The sequence below is a fragment of the Bacillus sp. AR4-2 genome, from assembly GCF_008274865.1.
GTDB classification, from domain to species: Bacteria; Bacillota; Bacilli; order Bacillales; family Bacillaceae_G; genus Bacillus_A; species Bacillus_A cereus.
The window spans coordinates 4,677,088-4,699,009 of record NZ_CP031062.1 but is presented as its reverse complement, the minus strand read 5'-3'; the positions used below and the strand labels follow the sequence as shown (position 1 = coordinate 4,699,009).

The window sequence follows — 21,922 nt, the reverse complement described above, 5'->3', positions numbered from 1 at the left end:
AGTTATGATAGATATATTTGAAAAATCGTTGATATATTGCAAGTTATGATAGATATATTGAAAAAATCGTTAATATAATTTCATTCATCGTGAACTACGCACGATTCACCGTGCACCATAGTCAATTTCTTTCAATTGACATCGCTTATTAAAGAACGTTTTATATCCAAGCTGTAAAAAGATAATGACAGCAAAGGCAGTACTTCCAGAAATACCGAGTATGATGGCGATTTGATATTGAATGGCTGTGAATGGTGATACACCGGATAATATTTGACCAGTCATCATGCCTGGTAAGCTTATAATTCCCATTCCGACCATAGAATTAATTGTTGGTAAAATAGCAGAGTCAAAAGCGTCTCGAATGAGCGGAGCAGCTGCTTCTTTCGGTGTTGCGCCGAGCATAAGTGCACCTTCAATTTGACCTCTTTGCGATTTCATATTGTTTAAGAACGTATTTGCGCCGAGAGAAACGCCAGTCATGGCATTCCCAACTAACATTCCTGTAATAGGGACGATATATTGCGGAGCATACCACGGATCATGTCCGATAATAACAAAGATAAATAGTAGAAGTGGCCCAATTGATCCGGCGACCATAGAAAGGGCGGCTACTCGTTTTAATTCTTTAGACATTGGGATGTTAACTCGTTTATAAATATTAAAAATTGCAAAGGTAGTAATAGAAGTAATGAGAGCAATTGTATAAAATGGATTACTGTTTTCAAATACGTATGTAAGGACATATGCAACAAGTACGAGCTGAATCGTCATACGGAATGTTGCGAGCGCGATTTGTTTTTCGCGAGGTATTCCTTTTAATTTTACAAGTCCAATTAAAATAAGAATGAAAATATAGGCAGCTGCAAGTTGCCAAATTTGGAGTTCAATAACGCCCTTCAACAGAGAGCACTTCCTTTCTAGTTGCACCGTTTGCTTTACTAATCTCAATAATGTCGTCTGCAATTTCTTCTGGAAGTTGTTGTGAGTGTGTGATGAAGATAATTGTTTTTTTCTTTTTTCGTGCTAGTTCAGTAAATTGTTTCATAACGCGGCGTTCTGTATCACTGTCTAATGCTGAAGTAGGTTCATCTAATAAATAGACAGGCGGATCCATAAGTACGATACGTGCAAAGGCAAGTCTTTGTTTTTCACCGCCAGATAGTGAGGAGGCGCTATCTTCTAATTGCTTATCTAAGCTAACGGTTTGTAATGCACTCCGCAGGGCATCATCATTTGGAAATGGTTTTTCAGAAAGACGAAGTCCCATTAATAGGTTGTCTTTAACGGTTCCATCAAAAATAGGTGGAGTTTGCCCAAGCATAACTACGTCACGACGTAATTGAATAGGGGGATAATCAGAAATTAATTTTCCGTTATATTCAATTGTGCCGGATGTTGGAGATTGTAAATCGTTTAACATGCGAAGCAACGTGCTTTTTCCGCTTCCGCTTTCACCGATAATGCAAGTAATCTTTTCTTTTTGAATCTGTAAATAAGGAATGTGTAGTATATCTTTATATATAACGTTTTTTAATATAAACATAAATCGCTCCTTTCTGATTCTAGTTATATCGTATCAAAAAAGAGAAGATAACGGTTATAAAGAGCAACGTTTTTTCTTCGTCTTGAGTTTTATTAATAAGTTAAGTAAACGATCTAATTCTTGGCTGAAAGAAATCACTTTATCATGAGTCAATCCGTATCGTTCAACGAGATAGATTAACTCTTTCTTTTTCGCTTCTATTCGATTGTTTAGTTTCGATAAGTTCATAAGTGGAATGTAATGCCTCCTACAAAAGTATTTATCACATAAAAAATAAGACCGAATGAATTCGGTCTTCAAGGAAATAATAAAACAACTTACAAATAGCATACAATGTTTATCAATATTTTTTAATATAAAAATGAAAAATAAATCATTATAAATATTGAGAAAGATGTGTCTGATAATTTTTAAAAACTGATGCAAAGAGGCTGCCTACATAGTAGACAGCCTGTAAAGTATTAACCTTTATGATATTTGTACATCCAAAGAAGACCAGATTTTAATAATCTCGGTACACGTCCCATTAATGGTTGGTTTGCGAGTAAACCGAATCCATGCTTCTTACCAAGAGATCCTAGAACACCTTTTAATTTAATAACAGGTAGTTCATCCGGGAGTGGTTCATTATTCCAACGTTTTAATAATATTTGGACAATTTGTTCTCCTTGACCTTCAGCAAGTTGGGCAGATGGTGCATGTGGAAGTGCTGCGCAATCTCCTACAACATACACGTGCCCATTGTTTGGAATATTGTGATATTTCGTTAAGACAACCCGTCCGCTACCATCTTGTTCAACTGGAAGGTTTCGAACAACTTCATTTGCTTGAATACCAGCTGTCCAGACGATTGCATCACATTCAAGTGGTTCATCGTGGTTGTACACAATATTTGGTTCTACTTTTGTAATGTTAGAGTTTCGTATAATGTTAACTTTATGCTTTACAAACCATTCTTCTACATATCTACTTAATTTCTCTGGATATGGGAATAAAATTCTATCTTTTCGATCAAATAAATAGATTTTTAAATCAGAACGGCTTTCACGAAGTTCACTTGCTACTTCAACGCCACTTAAGCCAGCACCAACAACAGCTACTGTTGCATTTGGTTCTAGACTATTTAATTGTTCATATGTTTTACGTGTTTGTTCAATTGATTGTAGACTATGTGTATATTCCCTAGCCCCAGGAACGTTATGATATTTATCTTCACAGCCAAGTCCGATAATTAAGTCATCATATTGGATTGCTTCGCCGCCATCGAGATGAACAGCTTTTTCTTCGAGGTCAATATTTGTTACTGTGCCGTATTGAATATTGAGGCGTGGGTGTTCAGGAAACGGTATACGAATATGCGTTTCTGAAATAGTACCCGCAACTAATGCATAATATTCAGTTTTGAAGCAATGATATGGTACTTTGTCGATTAATGTCACTTGTACATCATCTGGAAGTTGGTTGCTTGGAAGTAGCCTTTGCAGAATTCTCATTCCACCGTAGCCGCCACCTAGTATTACGAGGTGTTTCATGATGGATTACCCCTTTTCTGTTGAAATATCCCCTAATCATAAAATTTTATATTAATAAAATATTTTGACTTTACTCAATCAAATTATATCGAATTTGTGAACAAATAACAATGCATGAATGAATACTCTGTTGTACAATAAGAAGAAAAGTAAAATAAACTGTTTTTCCTTTGTAGTTACTATTTCATTGGAAGTAGCATGTTATATAGAAGAAGTCATCTACTTTGAAGTGAAATAATGAAGTAACTAAATAGTTTAGACTGTGTAACGAAAACAACAAGAAACAGCTTAGTTTTCTTCTTATAGATAAAGTGAAAAGGTAATTTGTTTTGTAGTACAGGGGGGAGAATTTTGATTAAACCATTAATTGAATTTTGTGTAGGTAACCTTGCAAGTGGTTCACAAGCAGCTCTAGAAAAATTAGAAAAAGATCCGAATTTAGATGTAATGGAGTATGGTTGTCTAGGATATTGTGGTATTTGTTTTGAAGGACCGTTTGCACTTGTAAATGGTGAAGTTGTACAAGGTGCAACAGTAGAAGAGCTTGTTAATAATGTATATGAGTATTTGGATGAAAATCCAATGTTTTAAGGTGTTGCGAATTAGCAGCACCTTTTTTATTAGATAAAATGTGATTTCGATTGGGAAGGGCTAATACTAATTATTAGCTCTCCCCAATCGAAAATAGTGGAATAAATAAAAAAAGGCCCTTTTTAGAAGGGCTTTTTTCTTACACAAATTGTGTAAGAGTGGCTCATCGCCAAACGTTGTCAAATATGAGAAACGGGGGACATTCATATTGTGTTCTAAAAGCATGCATTTTATACTTAACATAACAAATTATTTTTGGAGTGAATATAAATGAGCCAATTTTCTTTTACAAAAATGCATGGTCTTGGCAATAGTTATATATATGTAAATATGTTTGAAGAGCAAATTCCTGAAGAAGATTTAGCCCTTGTGGCAGAAAAGGTTTCAAATATTAATACTGGTATTGGAGCAGACGGGATGATTTTAATTTGCCCTTCAGACGTAGCTCCGGTGAAAATGCGCATGTTTAATAATGATGGTTCTGAAGGAAAGAGCTGTGGTAACGGTTTACGCTGCGTAGCGAAATATGCGTATGAGCATAAACTAGTAGAAGAAACAGTTTTTACAATTGAAACGTTGGCTGGTATTGTAACGGCTGAAGTAACAGTAGAAGATGGTGTCGTGACATTAGCGAAAATCGATATGGGAGCACCGCGTCTAACACGTGCAGAAATACCGATGCTTGGTGAAGGTGAAACACCATTTATTCGTGAAAACTTCTTATACAATAATCATCGTTATGCATTTACAGCTGTTTCAATGGGAAATCCACATGCGGTTATTTTTGTTGATGATGTAGAAAAAGCACCTCTTACAACACTTGGACCAGTCCTCGAGACACATGAAATGTTTCCAGAGCGAGTAAATGTTGAGTTTATCGAAATTTTGAATGATGACGAGATGAACTTCCGCGTTTGGGAACGTGGGTCTGGTGTAACGCAAGCTTGCGGAACAGGGGCGTGCGCTGCAGTTGTAGCTGCTATTTTAAATGGAAAGATGGAACGTGGTAAGGAAATTACAGTCCATTTAGCTGGTGGCGATTTAATGATTGCGTGGACTGAAGAAGGAAACGTGTTGATGAAAGGACCTGCGGAAGTAATTTGCCGCGGAGTGTATGAGTACAAGATAGAAGCGTAAAGATGTATAATGGACTAAGAACAGAAAGGAAGGTGTATTTCATGATTGAAGTAACAGAACAAGCAGCTTTTCAAATTAAAGATATGTTAAAAGATGCTGAAGATGGAGAGAAGTATGTGCGCCTTGCTGTACACGGCGGCGGATGTAGCGGTCTTTCTTACGGCTTAGGGTTTGAAGTAGAACCAAAAGAAGACGACACAGTTCTTGAGTTTTTCGGTGTTGAATTTGTTATCGATAAAGAAAGTGCTCCAATTGTTAAAGGAGTAAAAATTGACTATAAACAATCTATGCTTGGCGGTGGATTCACAATCGACAATCCAAACGCAATTGCATCATGCGGATGTGGATCATCTTTCCGTACAGCGACGAATGCTGGTAAACCAGAAGAGTGCTAAGTTTTTAGCCGAAATAGAAAAGGCCTTTTTAGCGATGGAATAAAATCGTTAGAAAGGTCTTTTCTTTTGCCGTAAAAGCCCGATTACCAAGGCTAATCAATATTTCACTTTATTTTTGCATAGATGCAAGTATCAGTTAGTTGTTTGCCGTCAGCTGAAAAATCTTCATTACGTAATATCCCTTCAAGTTCAAAGCCTAGTTTTTCAGGGAGTGCACGACTTTTCGTGTTATTACATTCACATCGTATTTCAATCCTTCTAAATTTGAATAACTGAAATCCAAGGTTTGTTAACGCACTTACTGTTTCTGTCATATATCCACTGCCACTAAATTGCGTGTTAATCCAGTATCCAATTTCACATTTAGAAACCTTCCAATCAATTCGATGAAGGCTAGCTGTTCCAACAAAATCATTAATCTCTTTATGATAGATAAGATAGCGAAAGCTTTCTCTTTTCAAAAAATCTATATGTGCATTTCTCAGAAGAATTTCCGTTTCTTCAACAGTAGGAATGGACTGAAATAAAGACAACCATTGCTTTAATTCATTAATGGAATCTTTAATAGCTTGTTGTACTATATCCCCTTCACCAGCTTGAAGTGGTGCTCGAAGAATGAGTCTGTCTGTTTCTATTTGTAACGGAACATCTAATAAAATAGAGTTCATATCATTTCTCCTCTCGAAAACTTTAAATTAGGACAGAATGAAACATATGTAAAAAACTTTCGTTCAAAAGTTAGAGAACAATAAATATATATTCAATTCATCATTTAGAAATCCTTTTTCATCTATTGACTTCTAATTTCTTTATCATTTATTTGAGCTTTAAGTTCTCTTTTTCTAGTTATAATGGAAGGATAGAAAGAGGGGGATATATGCTGGAAGATGTTTTTGAATTTGTATTGAAGTATGTTATAGGTTCTATTTTTAGATGTATAAGATACCTTGTGATAAATATTATAATGGAATGCATAATAGAAGGCGTAATAAACGGTATAAGAAAATTACGTGATAAGTGGCGAAATTGGCGTGAAAGACGTTATTGGCGGTAGTATAGCTGATGAGAGTGTGAAATAAAAACGTTATACAGAAGTTATGAAGAAGTTTAATGAAATGATAGCAAACCACTCGCATTTAGAATCTGTACTCGTTCCAATTGGTGACGGGATGACGATTTCTAAAGTGAAGAAATAATTATTATCTTACAAAAGTGTAATGTTCATGTCATGTTTTTGAATTTCTTCTTTAAGCTCTGGGCTTTAAGATAAGAATATAAGAAAAAACATATGAGGTGAAGGAAATGAAAAAATACATTGCACTATTTAGTATTTTAGTTGTATTCGCAAGCTTGTTAGTTGGTTGTGATTTAAACCGTATGGGTAAAGATGAGTACTACGTTCAAATTACAACTGATGGAATTGAAAAAAATGAGAAGTTTGATAACGGAGAGCCACATAAATATTTCGAGTATAAATTAAAAGGATTCGATAAAGGTGGAGAAGTAAAAGAATTAGAATTCACAGCTCCAAAAAATCTTCGTAAAGATGCATTCTTACGCGTATACAATTCAGATAAAAAAGGTGTAACAGCTTGGGAAGAAGTGAAAAAAGACGAGCTTCCTGCGAAAGTGAAAGAAAAATTAAGTGTGAAATAAGACAGATAAAAAGGAATTGACGCACAGGGTCAATTCCTTTTTTGATTTTCAAAATCCTCTTCTGAAATGACTTTAAAGCTATGTCTTTTAAATAAAGCAGTAGTTACCCCGTAACCAGTTTGCTTATTACCGTTAAATTCACCAGTGTAAATCGTAGAACTGCCACAAGATGGACTACGTTCTTTTAAAATAATATATTCTGGGTGTAAATCTTTAATTTGTTCTAATGCTTTATAAGCACCATTTACGAAAGCTTCTGTGACATCTTCACCATCTTTTGTCATCACTTTCGCTTTTCCGTCCAAAACGTCGTCGCCATTCCCGCCAATAATTTCAGCGGAAGGACGAGGTGTTGGCAGTCCTCCTAATACTTCAGGACAAATGAGGACTGTATCTTCTTTTTGTAGTAGCTCCTCTATTTTTGAAACGAGATTGTCATTCCCGTCATATCGACAAGCTATACCACCTAAACAAGCGCTAATTACGATCATATTTTCATCTCCATTAAAAAAATATTAACTATCACGCCAAATTCTCTTCCTGCCTCTTACTTATAAATGAGGTGATATAAATGGGAAGCTTATATAATTTAATGAAACCATATAGTGAATTTCGAAGTAAAGAAGAGTTTAATACATATCAAAAACAAGTTTTGAATTGCTACCGATTTCAATTGAATAAAACGGATGCTATCATCATTCATTTTTTAGGGAAATATGCGGTGAATGAGAAACAGAAAACAGTGGGAGTTGCTTGTCCGTTAATGGAGACGATTGCGACGAATGTTGGAAAGAGTATTCGTACAGTACGCCGCTCAATTGCAAAGTTAGAGGAACTAGGAATTATAAAGCGTGTTGCAACAAAAGAGAGACATAAGCGCGGCGGGTATAGTGCGAACTTATATGTATTTCTTACATCTGCGATTGACCGCATGGATGACCGTATGCAAATGTCCGCTTGTAAAATTGAGGATAATGCAACTGGCTGTAGTAAAAATGAGCAAAAAAGCGCTGGGGAAACAATTCTTTCTAAAAACATTCCACAAATAAAAGAGAAAAGAAAAGGAACGTACGAGCTTGATGAGACGTATTGCCGTCATGATATACCGAAGCCTTTTATATACGCACTGGTGCCGATGACGAGTAATCCGAAGAAAATTAATATATTTTGGAGTAAGGTCGAGCTTGCATATAAAAAGAGCGGGTTACTAGAACAAGGTGTTTTACTAGAGCAAATATTAGCTGACGAAGAAGTGTATGGAAATTTAATTTGGCGTGTGAAAAGTGTTGTAAGAGCATATAAATATGGGGAAATTCGTAAAGACATTGGGGCACTTTTATACAGTACAGTGCGAGATTTATTTTTAGAGATTGGATTAGAATGGGGAGCAGCATTAAGGAGAAGTAAGGGAATATCACTATTTGATCCATTCAAAAAAGAGCCATGTGTATAATACATGACTCTAATTAGTTAATCGAACTTCCTTACAACTGGAACACGAATCGCTACAAATAGTACGAAGACGATAACAGCTATTGCACCACTTTTCATAACGGTTACGATTGGAATTCCTATTGCAAGTGCAATGGATGTGAATGCATAAGAGAGCGGGATAAAGCCCATTGATGATAGCATAAGTAAACTCATTACGCGTCCCATCATTTCTTCTTTGACTGTCGATTGAATCATTGCCATAAGCGGTACAATCGCCATTGCGATTGTAATACCGTAAAACATGCCAGCTAATAGTGCTTGCCAAAGTACGGTACTAAAGTTGATGGCTAAGAAGAATATACCAGACAATAGCATCATGATAATACAAAATAGACCGCGTCTACGATTAATATTTTTTAAACCGACAATGATAGCACCGATTGCCATTCCACCGCCTACAGATGCCTCTAAGTAACTAAACTGGAGCGAATCACCATGCAGAACGTTTTTAACAAAAAGCGGGAAACCAACTTGCATCGGACCGATTAAAAATAAGTTTAAAAAAGCGCTACAAATAAGGAAAGTTGAAAGGAATGGCGATTCCTTTACATATAAGATTCCTTCTTTAATGGAAGTGAACATACCTTTATCTGTATCTTTTTGTTCTGGCATCGTAAATTGTATTTTTTGAACGAGTATGGCAGCGACAATCAGTAATAAAATCGTAATGGAAAAGATTGTCTCATAGTTCGTAAATTTAATGAGAATTCCGCCAAGTACAGGGCCTAAGATGACCGATGCTTGGTTCGTCATTTGTGTAAGTGAATTCGCTTGTGTTAACCGGCTTTTTTCTACCAATTCCGGTAAGATAGATCCATCTGCTGACCAGAAGAAAGCATCAGCAAGTCCAAAGAATAAAGCGAATAAAGCAAATGTATATAGCGTTACATCACCAACGATAAACCATGTGAGAATGGTTGCGACAAGAATCGCTCGAATGATATTGGAGTAAAACATAATATTTTTTTTCGGGAATTTATCAGCTACAGCGCCGCCGACAATCATAAAAATAAGCCTTGGAACACTAAGGGCTACGAAAACAACACCGAGTGAAGCTTCAAGGTTTAACGTTTTTGCTATGTACCACGTTTGTGAAAAAGTAAAAAAGGCTAAAGCAAAGCTTGAAAAAAGAGTAGCTGCCCAAAGAAAAAGGAAATTCGTATTTTTTAATAACGGTTTTCCGCTTCCTTCTAAAGCAGTTTTATTTTGTTGTAGTTCCTCCATATTGCTTCCTTTCTATGTGACAAATTTAAACTAAAAAACCAGTAAACGCCCGATTGGTGAGGGCTAATACTTAATGGGAGATGCCCCCACTGATTATAGTTTCACTTTATACAGTTTCTAATATTTCTATACTGCACTTTCTCATTGTAGACAATAATAATGAATTTGCCCAGTAGCTATTTAACGACAAAAAAAGATGCCGAATGGGCATCTTTTTTTAGGCTAACGCAATATAAATATCCAATTGTGCATGATTTGGGTCTAATGCTCTTTCATCGTAAAGCTCAAAGTCTGTTGTGAAGGCACGTTTATTTTCTTTCGACCATTTCCAAATATATTCCCAAGCTTCACAAACGACTTCAGCAACTGGTCCCTTTCTTGTTGTAAATACCGCATATGTAGTAGCAGGTATTGTTAAAGTTGTCATATTTTCAGGAACGTCTTCTAATGAAGAAACGGGCGTACCGATTGTAAATGTATATGTACCAGTTTCATCTGACTCGTAGTTTGAGTAGAAAGCAAATGTTTCTTTCGTTTGTTGATTTGGGATGTGATGCATCATTTGTTCTTGAAAGTATTGGTTCCAGAGTTGTGGGATTTGTCCTTCAGTAGATGCCTCTTTTTCATTAGTCGTCGTAACCGAAACGCCGATTGCGTGGAAAGCTTCTTTTTTTACGATAATGGGTTCGTGTAGCATAAAAAATTCCTCCTTTTAAAAAGAACGTTTGTTCTTATTTAATATAACATGTTTTTACATGTAACGGTTGTTATTTTTAGAAAATTTTAATCATAAAAAACAAACTGAAAACAACTAAAAAATGGTAAATTTTCTATTGTATGTATAAATAGGATGAGGAGTATGTTAAAATTTTTAAGTATCCTTTAACTGTTATATAAACCTATATAGCACGGTATTTTTACTATATTAAAAGTATGGTAAAGGTTTGTATAAGTGTCCGGTATATATGCTATTTTTGATAAATTAAAATAGTAATATTCTATGAGATTTATATTGTTGACATTGGGATTTCAACGATACATTTTCGTAGGTCGGATTGTTGCGAGTGGATATATATTGCTATGTATACGGCTACGAAATTAAGTAGACGGATAGCAAGTATATAGAAAGGAGAAAGATAGAAAATATGAAGCAAGTATTGAAGGGTTTTAATGTTGTAACGATGATTACACTTCTCCTATCCATCATATTGCCTTCACCTAGTGCTTTTGCTACAGAGATAAATAAAAAAAGCTGGGATGAGTTACAAGGAAATGATGTGAAAATTAAGGCAGAGCAAGTGAATGCTGAAATATATAAGGGAGAAGTAGCGGAGAGGGAGCACGTATTTCAATATACGATTGAAAATACGGGAGATATACCAATTCAAGAATTGGTAATTAAACAAAATAATGAGAATGAAATTACGTTCCCTTCGCAATCTGTGAAAGTAAACGGAGAGAAGTTACCTGAAAATAGGATAGCGGATTTCTATGTAGAGGAAAGAGATAAGGGAGGAAAGATTCTTTCTTCTAATCTTAAAATTCAAGATTTAAAATCACATGAAAAAATGACTGTGTTAATAAAAGCTCGTCGTGCACAACATTTTAATAAAGAGTATAAGCAAAAAATTAGTGTGCAAAAGAATCAACTACAAATAGGGAACATGTCTGTAGATGTTGAAGGGCTTCCTTCTGAAGATAAGTTGGAAGCTAATACCGATGATGAGGCTGACAGTAGTAAGAAAGCTATCGGATTAACAACTGATTCAAAAACTAAAGAAGTAGATGGAAAATTAAAAGTATCCGTAGAAGATAAAAATAAACCTACACAAAAAACAGAAATAGAGAAGATACAACAACCTGAAGCTGAGGATCAACTAGAAAAAGAAAACAAGCAATCACCTTTAGCAGTAAAGCAGAGTGATGCAGAAGTACAAGCTGCATCAGAAAATGCTTCAAAGGTTCAAATCCAAACAGGAGATAAACAAGGGTTTGGAAATCCACTGTATTCTACAATTGCTGCTGGTAATTTAGTACAGACTGGTAATGTAACACTTGGTTTGACAACTGATCATTATGGCAGACAAAGTATGGGTTATAAAACGAATAAAATGACTGTGGACGTTGATAAAGATGATAGTACTTTTAATTCGTCAACAGGTGCATTTCCTAACATTCCTGCTGGAAGTAAAGTGAAAAAGGCGTATTTGTTTTGGACAGCTGCAATGGGAACTGTAACTAGTACAAATGTTAATCAAAGAGTTAGTGATAATGATGTACGACAACCAGTCAAAATGAAAATGGGAAATAAAGAATATGCAGAGGTAACTGCTGATAGCATACGAAAAGCGGATAGCTTACCTTTTATTTCTAATTACTCAGGTGCTGGTGCTGGTTATGTTGCATATGCGGATGTAACAAATGTAATTGCACAGCAAGGGATTTCTCAAACTTTGACAGTTGCAAATGTGCCACAAATTAAAGATGTAACAGGTGGCGGCTATTATTGGGGTAACTGGAATCTTATATTAGTTTATGAAAACTATAAAGAAACAGTAAAAGACATGAAAATTTGGGAAGGGCTAGTCTCTCAAAAAAGTACAGCTTGGACAGATATTAGTGTTAATAAAATAAATACACCAAAAGAAGGTACTTTTAAGGCGAAGTTTAGTTATTTTTCATCGCAAGGTGATCCAGCTGAGAAAGATGGATATGCATATGATTATGGAGAATATGATTTTGGTGCTGGATATATAAAGATAAAAAATATTAACGGTAAAGATAATGATGCGAATGATTCGTCTATGACAGAAGTACAAGTAGACGGTACGAATGAATTTGTTACAAAAAAATATCCAGGATATAACCCGGATTGGACAAATTCATTTAGTACAGATATTCATACGTATCATCTTGAAGGACCGACTCAAGTAAAAAATGATTTAAAAGAAGCAAAAATGCGTTTTAGAGCAAATGGTGGCTATGGTGATATTTACGTATTAAATAACGCTACATTTGTTACAGAACATAATGCTCCAAACTTACAAGTTGATAAAAAGGCGTTAGATAGTGCTGGTAAAGAAGTTAAGGAAATTAAAGCTGGTGAAGAGTTTACGTATCAAATTGAAGTGAAAAATGATACGAAAAATAACCAAGCACCTGTATCTAATGTAAAAGGTTTTGATAAATTAGATGATCGTTTAGAGTATGTTCCGGGATCTATTCAATATGTTTCTGGAAGTAATAAAGGAAATAAAACAGATGATGCAAGCGATGATGAAGCAGAGTTTGTAAATAATCAAATTAATTTCCGTATTGGTGAAGGCGCAGATGCTAAAGACGGTGGTGTTTTAAAGCCTGGTGAAAGTGCCATTATTACATTCAAAGTAAAAGTGAAAGATTCTGTACAATTACATACAACGATAAAAAATATCGTCGCTGTAAAGGGAAAAGATAGTACCGAGGTAAATTATGAAACTGCAGATGATGCAAATGTTACGGTTACGCTTCCAAAAGAAGTTCCCGGAGAAATAGAGGCGAGAAAAATAGCTTCTAATAAAACACCGAAGTTAGGTGATGAGGTAGAGTATCGTATTACATTTAAAAATAAGATAAAAAATGGACGTCTAGATGTATTGACAATTGAAGACGAATTACCAAGTAGTCTTGAATACGTGAAAGATAGTTTGAAAGCCGAAGGTGTAAAACCAGAGCCAGTAGAGCTGAAGTTTGAAAATGGCAAAGTAATGGCAAAGTATCCAGAAATTATGGATATGGAAGAAAGAAGTGTCGTCTTTAAAACAAAAGTAAAAGAAACTGCAAAAATTGGTGAAGAAATTGTTAATAAAGCAACCGTTAGTGATAAAACAAATCCACCAAAGGATTTAGAAGAGAAGATTACACCACAGCATAAGGCCGGTAAAATTGCTACAAAGAAAAAAGCAACAAATAAAAAGCCGAAGCTAGGAGAAGAAGTTGAATATCAAATTAGCTTCAAAAATACGGTGGAAAACGGAAAACTAGATGCAGTTACAATAGAAGATGAAATTCCAGCTAACTTAGAATTTGTTCAAGGCAGTGAGAGAGCTGAAGGTGCTGAACCAAATCCAGTAGAGTTAAAAGTAGAAAATGGTAAGGTAATCGCAAAATATCCAGAGATTACGGATACAAAAGAGCGAAGCATTGCCTTTAAAGTGAAAGTAAAAGAAGAGGCAAAAGCCGGAGAAACGATTGTTAATAAAGCGGTTGTGAGTGAGCCAAATGGACAGTCTGAGCATCCAGAAGAAAAGATTACGCCGGATTATAAATACGGTAAAGTGGATGTTGAAAAAAGCGTAACGAATCAAACACCAAAACTAGGAGAAGAAGTGGAATACCGAATTACATTTTATAATACGGTAGAAAACGGAAAACTAGAAAAGGTGCTAGTAGAAGATACACTACCTAAAGGTGTTGAATACGTGAAAGATAGTTTGAAAGCTGAAGGTATAAAACCAGAGCCAGTAGAACTAAAAGTGGAAGACGGCAAAGTAATGGCAAAGTATCCAGAAATTACGGATACAGAAAAAAGAAGTATTGTTTTTAAAGTGAAAGTAAAAGATTCGGCAAAAGTAGGGGAGGCAATCGTAAATAAAGCAATTGCAAAAGATCCGAAAAATGAGCCTGTTGAATCAAAGGTTGTTATTACACCGCAAAGTAAAAAAGGTGAAATTGCTGCTACAAAGGTAGTTAATAATAAGAAGCCAAAGTTAGGCGAAGAAATCGAGTACCGCATTAGTTTTCATAATATGGTTGAGAACGGAAAACTTGAAGAGGTGCGAGTAGAAGATACAATTCCAAAAGGTCTTGAATATGTAGAAAATAGCATCAAGGCCGAAGGAGAAGCACCTGGACCAGTAGAATTAGCTGTTGAAGATGGGATAGTCAAAGCTAAGTATATCGATATTATGGATATGAAAGAAAGAAGTATCGTCTTTAAAGTAAAGGTGAAGGAAGAAGCAAAAGTAGATAAAGAGATTGTCAATAAAGCAATTGTTGATGATACGAAAAATCCACCGATTGAGCCGGAGGAAAGAATTACTCCGCAACATAAGGATGGAATAATTGATTCGAAGAAGACAGTAGATAATCCATCACCAAAACTAGGAGAAGAAGTAGAATATCGAATTAGCTTTAAGAACACGGTAGAAAATGGAAAACTAGAAAAGCTAATAATAGAGGATACAATTCCTAACGGTTTAGAGTATGTAAAAGGCAGTGAAAAGGCTGAAGGTGATAAACCAGCTCCATTAAAGTTAAGTGTGAAAGATGGAAAAGTCACTGCTGAATACGAAAATATTACGGATATGAAAGAAAGAAGTATTGTCTTTAAGGTAAAGGTGAAGGAAGAAGCGGAAGTAGGTAAGGAAATCATCAATAAGGCAATTGTGGATGATATGAAAGATCCGAAAGAACCAGAAGCGAAAATTACACCATTACACAAAGATGGAAAAATTAAAGCGAAGAAAAGCGTAAATAATGAAACACCGAAGTTAGGAGAAGAAGTAGAATACCGAATTAGTATGAAAAACACGGTTAAGTACGGAAAGCTAACAGACGTGATAATAGAGGATACTTTACCAGAAGGTTTAGAGTATGTAGAAAATAGTTTGAAAGCAGAAGGTGTCGGAACAGATTTAGTAGAGCTGAAATTTGAAAACGGTAAGGTAATGGCAAAATATCCAGAAATTATGGATACAGAAGAAAGAAGTATCGTTTTTAAAGTGAAAGTAAAAGAAGGAGTAACAGTCGGTAAAAAAATCATTAATAAAGCAACTATTGATGATTCGCAAAATAAGCCAGTTAATCCGACTGCGGAAATTATTCCTCAGTATAAAGATGGAAAACTTGAAGCGAAAAAGATGGTAAATAATGAAACGCCGAAGTTAGGAGAAGAAGTGGAATACCGAATCAGCTTTAAAAATACGGTAGAACATGGAAAGCTAACAGAGGTAAAGATAGAAGATGATTTACCAAATGGATTAGAGTATGTGAAAGATAGTGTAAAAGTAGAAGGTTCTAAGCCAGATCCAGTGGAATTAAAATTTGAAAACGGTAAGGTAATGGCAAAGTATCCTGAGATTACAGATACAAAAGAGAGAAGTATTACCTTTAAAGTGAAAGTAAAAGGTAAAGTGAGCGATTCAATTGTTAATGAAGCGATTGTGAGCGATACGAAACATCCGCCAGAAACACCGACAGCAGAAATTATTCCGCAACATAAAGACGGAAAAGTGAAAGCGAAGAAGACGGTAAATAATGAAACGCCGAAGTTAGGAGAAGAAGTAGAATACCGAATTAGTTTTAAAAACACGGTAGAAGACGGAAAACTAGCAGAGGTAAAAATAGAAGATACTTTACCAGAAGGTTTAGAGTATGTAGAAAACAGTGTGAAAGCAGAAGGTACTAAGCCGGATCCAGTAGAATTGAAAATGGAAAATGGTAAGGTAATGGCGAAGTATCCAGAGATTACGGACACAGAAGAAAGAAGTATCACTTTTAAAGTGAAAGTAAAGGAAGAAGTGAAAGTCGGTAAAAAAATCGTTAACAAAGCAATTGTTGATGATACGAAAAATGAACCAGAAACACCGACGGCAGAAATTACTCCGCAGCATAAAGACGGAAAAGTGGAAGCGAAGAAGACGGTAAATAATGAAACGCCGAAGTTAGGAGAAGAAGTAGAATACCGAATTAGCTTTAAAAATACGGTAGAAAACGGAAAGCTAGCAGAGGTAACAATAAAAGATGATTTACCAAATGGATTAGAGTATGTGAAAGATAGTTTACGAGCAGAAGGTACTAAGCCAGATCCGGTAGAACTGAAAGTGAAAGATGGAAAAGTAATCGCAAAATATCCAGAAATTACGGATACAGAAGAAAGAAGTATCGTCTTTAAAGCGAAAGTAAAAGAAGAATTTAAGGTTGGTGAAGGCATTGTCAATAAAGTAGTTGTTGATGATACAAAAGATCCAACAACTTCAGAAGTAACAATTACGCCAGAATATAAAGACGGTAAGCTTAAAGCAGAGAAATTTGTAAACAATAAAAAACCGAAATTAGGAGAAGAAGTAGAATACCGAATTAGCTTTAAAAACACGGTAGAAAACGGAAAACTAGTAGAGGTTACAGTAGAAGATGAAATTCCAGCTGGATTAGAGTACGTGGAGAACAGTTTACAAGTAGAAGGTTCTAAACCAAGTCCGGTAGAATTGAAATTTGAAAACGGCAAGGTAATGGCAAAGTATCTAGAAATTGCGGATACAAAAGAAAGAAGTATTACTTTTAAAGTGAAAGTAAAAGAAGAGGCAGAAATAGGCAAGGAGATTGTTAATAAAGCAATCGTAGTAGATACAAAAAATGAGCCAGAAGAGCCTCGTGTGGAAATTACTCCGCAATATAAAGATGGTAAAATTGCTGCGCAGAAAGTAGCAAATAATCATAAACCGAAACTAGGAGAAGAAGTAGAATACCGAATTAGTTTTAAAAACACGGTAGAAAACGGAAAACTAGTAGAGGTAAATATAAAGGATACATTACCAAATGGTTTAGAGTATGTAGAAGGCAGCATCACAGTAGAAGGTTCTAAACCGAAACCAGTAGAGCTACAGGTGAAAAATAATAAGGTAATGGCAAAGTATCCAGAAATTACAGATACAGAGGAAAGAAGTATTGTCTTTAAAGCGAAGGTAAAAGAAAGCGTAAAAGTGGGAGAAGAAATCGTAAATGAGGCAATTGTAGATGATACAAAGAATCTGCCAGAAGAGCCTTATGTACCGATTACACCACAATATAAAGATGGGAAAATTGAGGCAAGAAAAGAAGTAAGTAATCATGAACCGAAGTTAGGTGAGGAAATCGAATATCGAATTATTTTTAATAATACGGTGAAAGATGGAAAACTAGCAGAGGTAAAAATAGAAGATGAAATTCCAGCAGGATTAGAGTTTGTAGAAGGAAGCGAAAAGGCTGAAGGTGAAGAGCCAAAACCAGTGGAGTTGAAAGTAGAAAATGGTAAGGTAATGGCAAAGTATTCAGAGATTATGGATACGAAAGAAAGAAGTATCGTCTTTAAAGTGAAGGTGAAAGATTCAGTTGCAATAGGTAAAGGCATTACAAATAAAGCGATTATCCATGTTGATGATCCGAACCATCCAGTAATTGATCCGACAGCAAAAATTACACCGCAATATAAAGACGGTAAAATTGCTGCTCATAAAAAGGTGAATAATCATAAACCGAAGCTAGGGGAAGAAATCGAATACCGAATTTCATTTAATAATACGGTGAAAGATGGAAAACTGGCAGAGGTGAAAATTGAGGATGAAATTCCGTCTGGTTTAGAGTATGTGAAAGATAGTCTAAAAGCAGAAGGTGATAAGCCAGCACCAGTAGAGTTGAAAGAAGAAGCTGGTAAGGTTAGTGCGAAGTATGAAAATATCACTGATATGAAAGAAAGAAGCATTATCTTTAAAGTGAAGGTGAAAGATTCTGTTGAAGTGGACAAAGCAATTGTAAATAAAGCAATTGTTGATGATACAAAAAATCCACCAGAGCAACCAGAAGTAGAAATTACCCCGCAGCATAAAGCTGGTAAATTTAAAGCTAATAAAAAGGTAAATAAAAAAGATCCAAAGCTAGGAGAAGAAGTAGAGTACCGAATTAGTTTTAAAAATACGGTAGAAAACGGAAAACTAGCCGAAGTGAAAATTGAGGATCAATTACCAACTGGTTTAGAGTATGTGAAGGATAGTTTAAAATCAGAAGGTAATGAGCCAGCGCCAGTAGAGTTAAAAGAAGAAGCTGGGAAAATTACAGCGAAGTATGAAAATATTACTGATACAGCTGAGCGTAGTATTAGCTTTAAAGTGAAAGTAACGGAAGTAGCAAAAGTCGGTAAGAAAATCGTGAATACGGCAATTATGGATGATGACAATCCGAAGAATCCGCCGCAAAAACCAGAAGCGATTATTACGCCGGAGTATAAGGACGGAAAACTAAAAGCTGAGAAAACAGTAAATAATCCAGCTCCAAAATTAGGAGAAGAAGTAGAGTATCGAATTACTTTCCGTAACGTAGTAGAGCATGGAAAAGTAGCGAAGGTGAAGATTAAGGATGAATTACCAACTGGCTTAGAGTTTGTAGAAGGTAGTGAAAGAGCCGAGGGAGAGAATCCGAAACCGTTGTATGTGAAAGTGAAAAACGGAATCGTCCTTGCGGAATATCCAGAAATTACGGATATGAAAGAAAGAAGTATCGTCTTTAAAGTGAAAGTGAAAGAAAAAGCTAAAGTAGGCGAAGAGATTGTGAACAAGGCGATTGTGGAAGATACAATAAATCCACCAGAGCAACCGAATATCTCTATTCAGCCTCAATATAAAGATGGTGCATTACAAGCAGAAAAAACAGTAAGTAATCATGAACCAAAGTTAGGAGAAGAAGTAGAATATCGAATTAGCTTTGAAAATACGGTAGAGAACGGAAAACTAACTGAGGTAAAGGTAGAAGATGAAATTCCAGCCGGTTTAGAATACGTACAAGATAGTATAAAGTCTGATGGGCCGGAACCACATCCGGTGGAACTTAAAGTAGAGAATGGAAAAGTAACAGCAAAGTATCCAGAAATTACGGATACGAAAAAAAGAAGTATCATCTTTAAAGTGAGAGTACAAGAGACGGTACAAGTAGGAAAAGAGATTGTAAACAAGGCGATTGTTGATGATAATAATCCGACGACTCCGCCAGTTGAGTCACTTATACCAATCACACCGCAATATAAAGATGGGAAACTAGAGGCAAGGAAAGAAGTAAGTAATCATGAACCAAAGCTAGGGGAAGAAATTGAATATCAAATTACTTTTAACGGCACAGTAGATGGCGGGAAGTTAGTTGATGTAAAGATTGAAGATGAAATTCCGTCTGGTTTAGAGTATGTGAAAGATAGTCTGGAGGCCGTAGGTGATAAGCCTGTGCCTACAGAACTTAAAGTAGAGAATGGAAAAGTAACAGTGAAGTATCCAGAAATTACGGATACGAAAGAAAGAAGTGTCATCTTTAAAGTAAAGGTAAAAGAAACAGAAAAAGTTGGAGGAGAAATAACAAATAAAGCGATTATTGAAGTGGATGATCCGAAACATCCAGTTATAGAACCGACAGCGACAATAAAGCCAGAATATAAAGATGGTAAGTTAACAGCAGCGAAGACAGTAAGTAATAAAGAGCCAAAGCTAGGAGAAGAAGTAGAATACCGAATTAGCTTCAAAAATACGGTGGAAAACGGAAAACTAGATGTAGTTACAATAGAAGATGAAATTCCAGCCGGTTTAGAATACGTGCAAGGTAGTATTAGATTTGAAGGGGCTGAGCCCAATCCAATAGAGTTAAAAATGGAGTTTGGAAAAGTAATCGCCAAGTATCTAGAAATTACAGATACGAAAGAACGTAGTATTATTTTTAAAGCGAAGGTAAAAGAAGCGCCGAGTAAAGGGATAACAAATAAAGCAGTAGTGGACGATAAAATAAATCCGCCACTTGAGCCTACAGTTACAATTTTACCGAAAACAAAAGAAGATTTTAAGATACCGGAGGATCCGAAAGATCCGAAAGAACCAGAAGTGAAACCGGAGGATCCGAAAGAACCGAAGGAGCCAGAAGTGAAACCGGAAGATCCGAAAGAGCCGAAGGAGCCAGAAGTGAAACCGGAGGATCCGAAAGAGCCGAAGGAACCAGAAGTGAAACCGGAGGATCCGAAAGAGCCGAAGGAGCCAGAAGTGAAACCAGAAGTAAGATTGGAAAAATTAATTAAAGAGCCGCAAGTAAAAACAGAAAGAGAATTACCGAAAACAGGGGCAGCGTCTCCATGGATGATGTCAGTTGGTGCTGGAATTTCATTCTTAGTTGGCGGAGTATTATTCGTATTAGGTAGAAGAAGAAAACAATAATTTTTTTAGACGAAAAGCACACTGAGTTCGATAGTTTATCGAATTCAGTGTGCTTTCGTGGTATATAAAATAAAAGCTCCTTCCACGTATGGAAGGAGCTTTTATTTTTACATATTAAAACATGCTTGAGCTATGCATTGGTTGAAGTTTTGCATTTGGATCGAAGTAAGCTTTTGCATTGTTTACTGCTGTTGGTGCTTCACCGAAGCCGCAAGCAATGAGTTTTACTTTTCCTTCATATGTACAAATGTCACCAGCAGCGTAAATGCCAGGAATATTTGTTTCCATTTTTGAATTTACAAGGATGCTGTTTTTTTGTATATCTAAGCCCCAGTTTTTAATTGGGCCAAGAGAAGAAACGAAGCCATAGTTTACAATTACGTCATCAACATCGATGATAACTTTTTCTTCCGTTTTTACATGTTGAAGAACGACTTGTTCAATTTTGTCATCACCAATGAGTTCTACTGGAACGTATGGTGTACTTACTTCTGCACGAGAATTCATTAAGCTTTCTACGCTATGTTCATGCGCACGGAATTTATCACGGCGATGAACGATTGTAACTTTTTCAGCAATTGGTTCTAACATCATTGTCCAATCAACAGCTGAATCGCCGCCGCCAAATACTACGACGCGCTTACCGGCAAATTTATTCATATCATCAACGAAATAATGTAAGTTTTTCTTTTCATACTTTGCTGTACCTTCTAATTCTAAGCGGCGTGGTTGGAAAGCACCATTGCCAGCAGTAATAATAACTGATTTAGAATAGTGAGTTTGCTTATTCGTAACAAGTTTAAATATACCGTCAGCTTGTTTCTCAAGCGTATCGACAGCTTCTTCTAAACAAACGGTTGGGTCAAATTTCTTCATTTGCTCTTTTAAGTTATCAACTAATTCTTGTGCGCGCACTTTTGGGAATCCAGCTACATCATAAATGTATTTTTCAGGGTAGAGTGCGGATAATTGTCCTCCAAGTTGAGGTAAGCTTTCAATGATTTTTACACTTGCTTGTCTCATACCGCCATAAAATGCTGTGAACAGTCCCGTTGGACCACCACCAATAATTGTTATGTCGTAAACTTTTTGATTTTCTGCCACTTTCATTCCCCCTATAGATGGAATTTTGATATTGATTTCATATATTGTTCATATGTACACGAAAATCCTGCAAATGATGATACTTTCAAATAAATGATAGCATATTTGAGTTCATAATACTTCTGAAAACGACTGAATTGTGTGTAAGTTTTCGCATAGGTTCTTTTTTATTGTATAAAATATACAGAAAGGAAAATACATGAAAAAAAGGCTAAAAAACCCTTGAAAACGCTATGTTATTTTAAAATATTGATAATTCTCCAGACG

The 21,922-nt window shown here is 35.7% G+C and carries 15 protein-coding genes and 1 pseudogene; 7 read left to right on the top strand and 9 right to left on the bottom strand.

The window, feature by feature from the left end:
• Window positions 1–105 precede the first annotated feature (105 nt).
• The 4 genes from DN399_RS24365 to DN399_RS24350 all read right to left on the bottom strand — a co-directional run bounded on the left by DN399_RS24365 (window position 106) and on the right by DN399_RS24350 (window position 3,078).
• Window positions 106–903: an ABC transporter permease gene (locus DN399_RS24365; RefSeq protein WP_000679254.1), complete on the bottom strand. Its 798-nt coding sequence runs from the start codon at window positions 901–903 to the stop codon at window positions 106–108.
• Complete coding sequence (locus DN399_RS24360) at window positions 887–1,546, bottom strand: ABC transporter ATP-binding protein (protein ID WP_149150002.1); 660 nt, start codon at window positions 1,544–1,546, stop codon at window positions 887–889. Before DN399_RS24360 ends, DN399_RS24365 begins: the two co-directional genes overlap by 17 nt.
• A gap of 54 nt (window positions 1,547–1,600) precedes the next feature.
• A complete protein-coding gene (locus DN399_RS24355; protein ID WP_001054091.1) occupies window positions 1,601–1,774 on the bottom strand; it encodes an aspartyl-phosphate phosphatase Spo0E family protein in 174 nt (57 codons plus the stop codon).
• Window positions 1,775–2,007: 233 nt separating this feature from the next.
• The gene (locus DN399_RS24350) at window positions 2,008–3,078 is read right to left on the bottom strand and encodes an NAD(P)/FAD-dependent oxidoreductase (RefSeq protein ID WP_149150001.1); all 1,071 of its coding nucleotides are present in this window, start codon (window positions 3,076–3,078) and stop codon (window positions 2,008–2,010) included.
• Between the two features lie 351 nt (window positions 3,079–3,429).
• Here DN399_RS24350 and DN399_RS24345 point away from each other — a divergent pair, with 351 nt between their 5' ends.
• The 3 genes from DN399_RS24345 to DN399_RS24335 all read left to right on the top strand — a co-directional run bounded on the left by DN399_RS24345 (window position 3,430) and on the right by DN399_RS24335 (window position 5,201).
• Complete coding sequence (locus DN399_RS24345) at window positions 3,430–3,669, top strand: YuzB family protein (protein WP_000595026.1); 240 nt, start codon at window positions 3,430–3,432, stop codon at window positions 3,667–3,669.
• A 270-nt stretch (window positions 3,670–3,939) separates the two neighbouring features.
• The gene (gene dapF / locus DN399_RS24340) at window positions 3,940–4,806 is read left to right on the top strand and encodes a diaminopimelate epimerase (protein WP_000077396.1); all 867 of its coding nucleotides are present in this window, start codon (window positions 3,940–3,942) and stop codon (window positions 4,804–4,806) included.
• Between the two features lie 41 nt (window positions 4,807–4,847).
• A complete protein-coding gene (locus DN399_RS24335) occupies window positions 4,848–5,201 on the top strand; it encodes a HesB/IscA family protein (protein WP_000573822.1) in 354 nt (117 codons plus the stop codon).
• A gap of 104 nt (window positions 5,202–5,305) precedes the next feature.
• On the opposite strand, the gene DN399_RS24330 is transcribed toward DN399_RS24335, so the two are convergent.
• On the bottom strand, window positions 5,306–5,869 hold the full coding sequence (locus DN399_RS24330; protein ID WP_149150000.1) for a GNAT family N-acetyltransferase: 564 nt from the start codon (window positions 5,867–5,869) through the stop codon (window positions 5,306–5,308).
• Between the two features lie 378 nt (window positions 5,870–6,247).
• Between DN399_RS24330 and DN399_RS24325 the strand changes: the two are divergent.
• Together DN399_RS24325 and DN399_RS24320 are read left to right on the top strand one after the other, a co-directional pair.
• Window positions 6,248–6,397: pseudogene (locus DN399_RS24325) on the top strand (methyltransferase); the annotation flags it as partial.
• A gap of 106 nt (window positions 6,398–6,503) precedes the next feature.
• Entirely contained in the window at window positions 6,504–6,857 is a 354-nt protein-coding gene (locus tag DN399_RS24320; RefSeq protein ID WP_000759860.1) for a YxeA family protein, read from the top strand.
• A gap of 29 nt (window positions 6,858–6,886) precedes the next feature.
• Here DN399_RS24320 and DN399_RS24315 read toward each other — a convergent pair whose 3' ends face one another.
• Window positions 6,887–7,348: a 2-thiouracil desulfurase family protein gene (locus DN399_RS24315; protein ID WP_149149999.1), complete on the bottom strand. Its 462-nt coding sequence runs from the start codon at window positions 7,346–7,348 to the stop codon at window positions 6,887–6,889.
• Window positions 7,349–7,428: 80 nt separating this feature from the next.
• Here DN399_RS24315 and DN399_RS24310 point away from each other — a divergent pair, with 80 nt between their 5' ends.
• Window positions 7,429–8,310: a helix-turn-helix domain-containing protein gene (locus tag DN399_RS24310; protein ID WP_149149998.1), complete on the top strand. Its 882-nt coding sequence runs from the start codon at window positions 7,429–7,431 to the stop codon at window positions 8,308–8,310.
• A gap of 17 nt (window positions 8,311–8,327) precedes the next feature.
• On the opposite strand, the gene DN399_RS24305 is transcribed toward DN399_RS24310, so the two are convergent.
• Window positions 8,328–9,575 (bottom strand): MFS transporter, encoded by a 1,248-nt coding sequence (locus tag DN399_RS24305; protein WP_000391940.1) that lies wholly within the window; start codon window positions 9,573–9,575, stop codon window positions 8,328–8,330.
• A gap of 217 nt (window positions 9,576–9,792) precedes the next feature.
• Window positions 9,793–10,272: a GyrI-like domain-containing protein gene (locus DN399_RS24300; protein ID WP_149149997.1), complete on the bottom strand. Its 480-nt coding sequence runs from the start codon at window positions 10,270–10,272 to the stop codon at window positions 9,793–9,795.
• A 448-nt stretch (window positions 10,273–10,720) separates the two neighbouring features.
• Here DN399_RS24300 and DN399_RS24295 point away from each other — a divergent pair, with 448 nt between their 5' ends.
• Window positions 10,721–20,551 carry an isopeptide-forming domain-containing fimbrial protein gene (locus tag DN399_RS24295; RefSeq protein ID WP_149149996.1) on the top strand — a complete coding sequence of 3,277 codons (9,831 nt, stop codon included), beginning with the start codon at window positions 10,721–10,723 and terminating at the stop codon, window positions 20,549–20,551.
• A gap of 114 nt (window positions 20,552–20,665) precedes the next feature.
• On the opposite strand, the gene DN399_RS24290 is transcribed toward DN399_RS24295, so the two are convergent.
• On the bottom strand, window positions 20,666–21,655 hold the full coding sequence (locus DN399_RS24290; protein WP_000829789.1) for an NAD(P)/FAD-dependent oxidoreductase: 990 nt from the start codon (window positions 21,653–21,655) through the stop codon (window positions 20,666–20,668).
• Window positions 21,656–21,922: the final 267 nt, after the last annotated feature.

Bases quoted from the DNA above. Each gene is read 5' to 3' on its own strand.
- DN399_RS24300 (WP_149149997.1), bottom strand. From the start codon at position 10,272: ATGCTACACGAACCCATTATCGTAAAAAAAGAAGCTTTCCACGCAATC.
- DN399_RS24355 (WP_001054091.1), bottom strand. From the start codon at position 1,774: ATGAACTTATCGAAACTAAACAATCGAATAGAAGCGAAAAAGAAAGAG.
- DN399_RS24295 (WP_149149996.1), top strand. From the start codon at position 10,721: ATGAAGCAAGTATTGAAGGGTTTTAATGTTGTAACGATGATTACACTT.
- DN399_RS24315 (WP_149149999.1), bottom strand. From the start codon at position 7,348: ATGATCGTAATTAGCGCTTGTTTAGGTGGTATAGCTTGTCGATATGAC.
- DN399_RS24350 (WP_149150001.1), bottom strand. From the start codon at position 3,078: ATGAAACACCTCGTAATACTAGGTGGCGGCTACGGTGGAATGAGAATT.
- DN399_RS24310 (WP_149149998.1), top strand. From the start codon at position 7,429: ATGGGAAGCTTATATAATTTAATGAAACCATATAGTGAATTTCGAAGT.
- DN399_RS24360 (WP_149150002.1), bottom strand. From the start codon at position 1,546: ATGTTTATATTAAAAAACGTTATATATAAAGATATACTACACATTCCT.
- DN399_RS24330 (WP_149150000.1), bottom strand. From the start codon at position 5,869: ATGAACTCTATTTTATTAGATGTTCCGTTACAAATAGAAACAGACAGA.
- dapF (WP_000077396.1), top strand. From the start codon at position 3,940: ATGAGCCAATTTTCTTTTACAAAAATGCATGGTCTTGGCAATAGTTAT.
- DN399_RS24320 (WP_000759860.1), top strand. From the start codon at position 6,504: ATGAAAAAATACATTGCACTATTTAGTATTTTAGTTGTATTCGCAAGC.
- DN399_RS24305 (WP_000391940.1), bottom strand. From the start codon at position 9,575: ATGGAGGAACTACAACAAAATAAAACTGCTTTAGAAGGAAGCGGAAAA.
- DN399_RS24335 (WP_000573822.1), top strand. From the start codon at position 4,848: ATGATTGAAGTAACAGAACAAGCAGCTTTTCAAATTAAAGATATGTTA.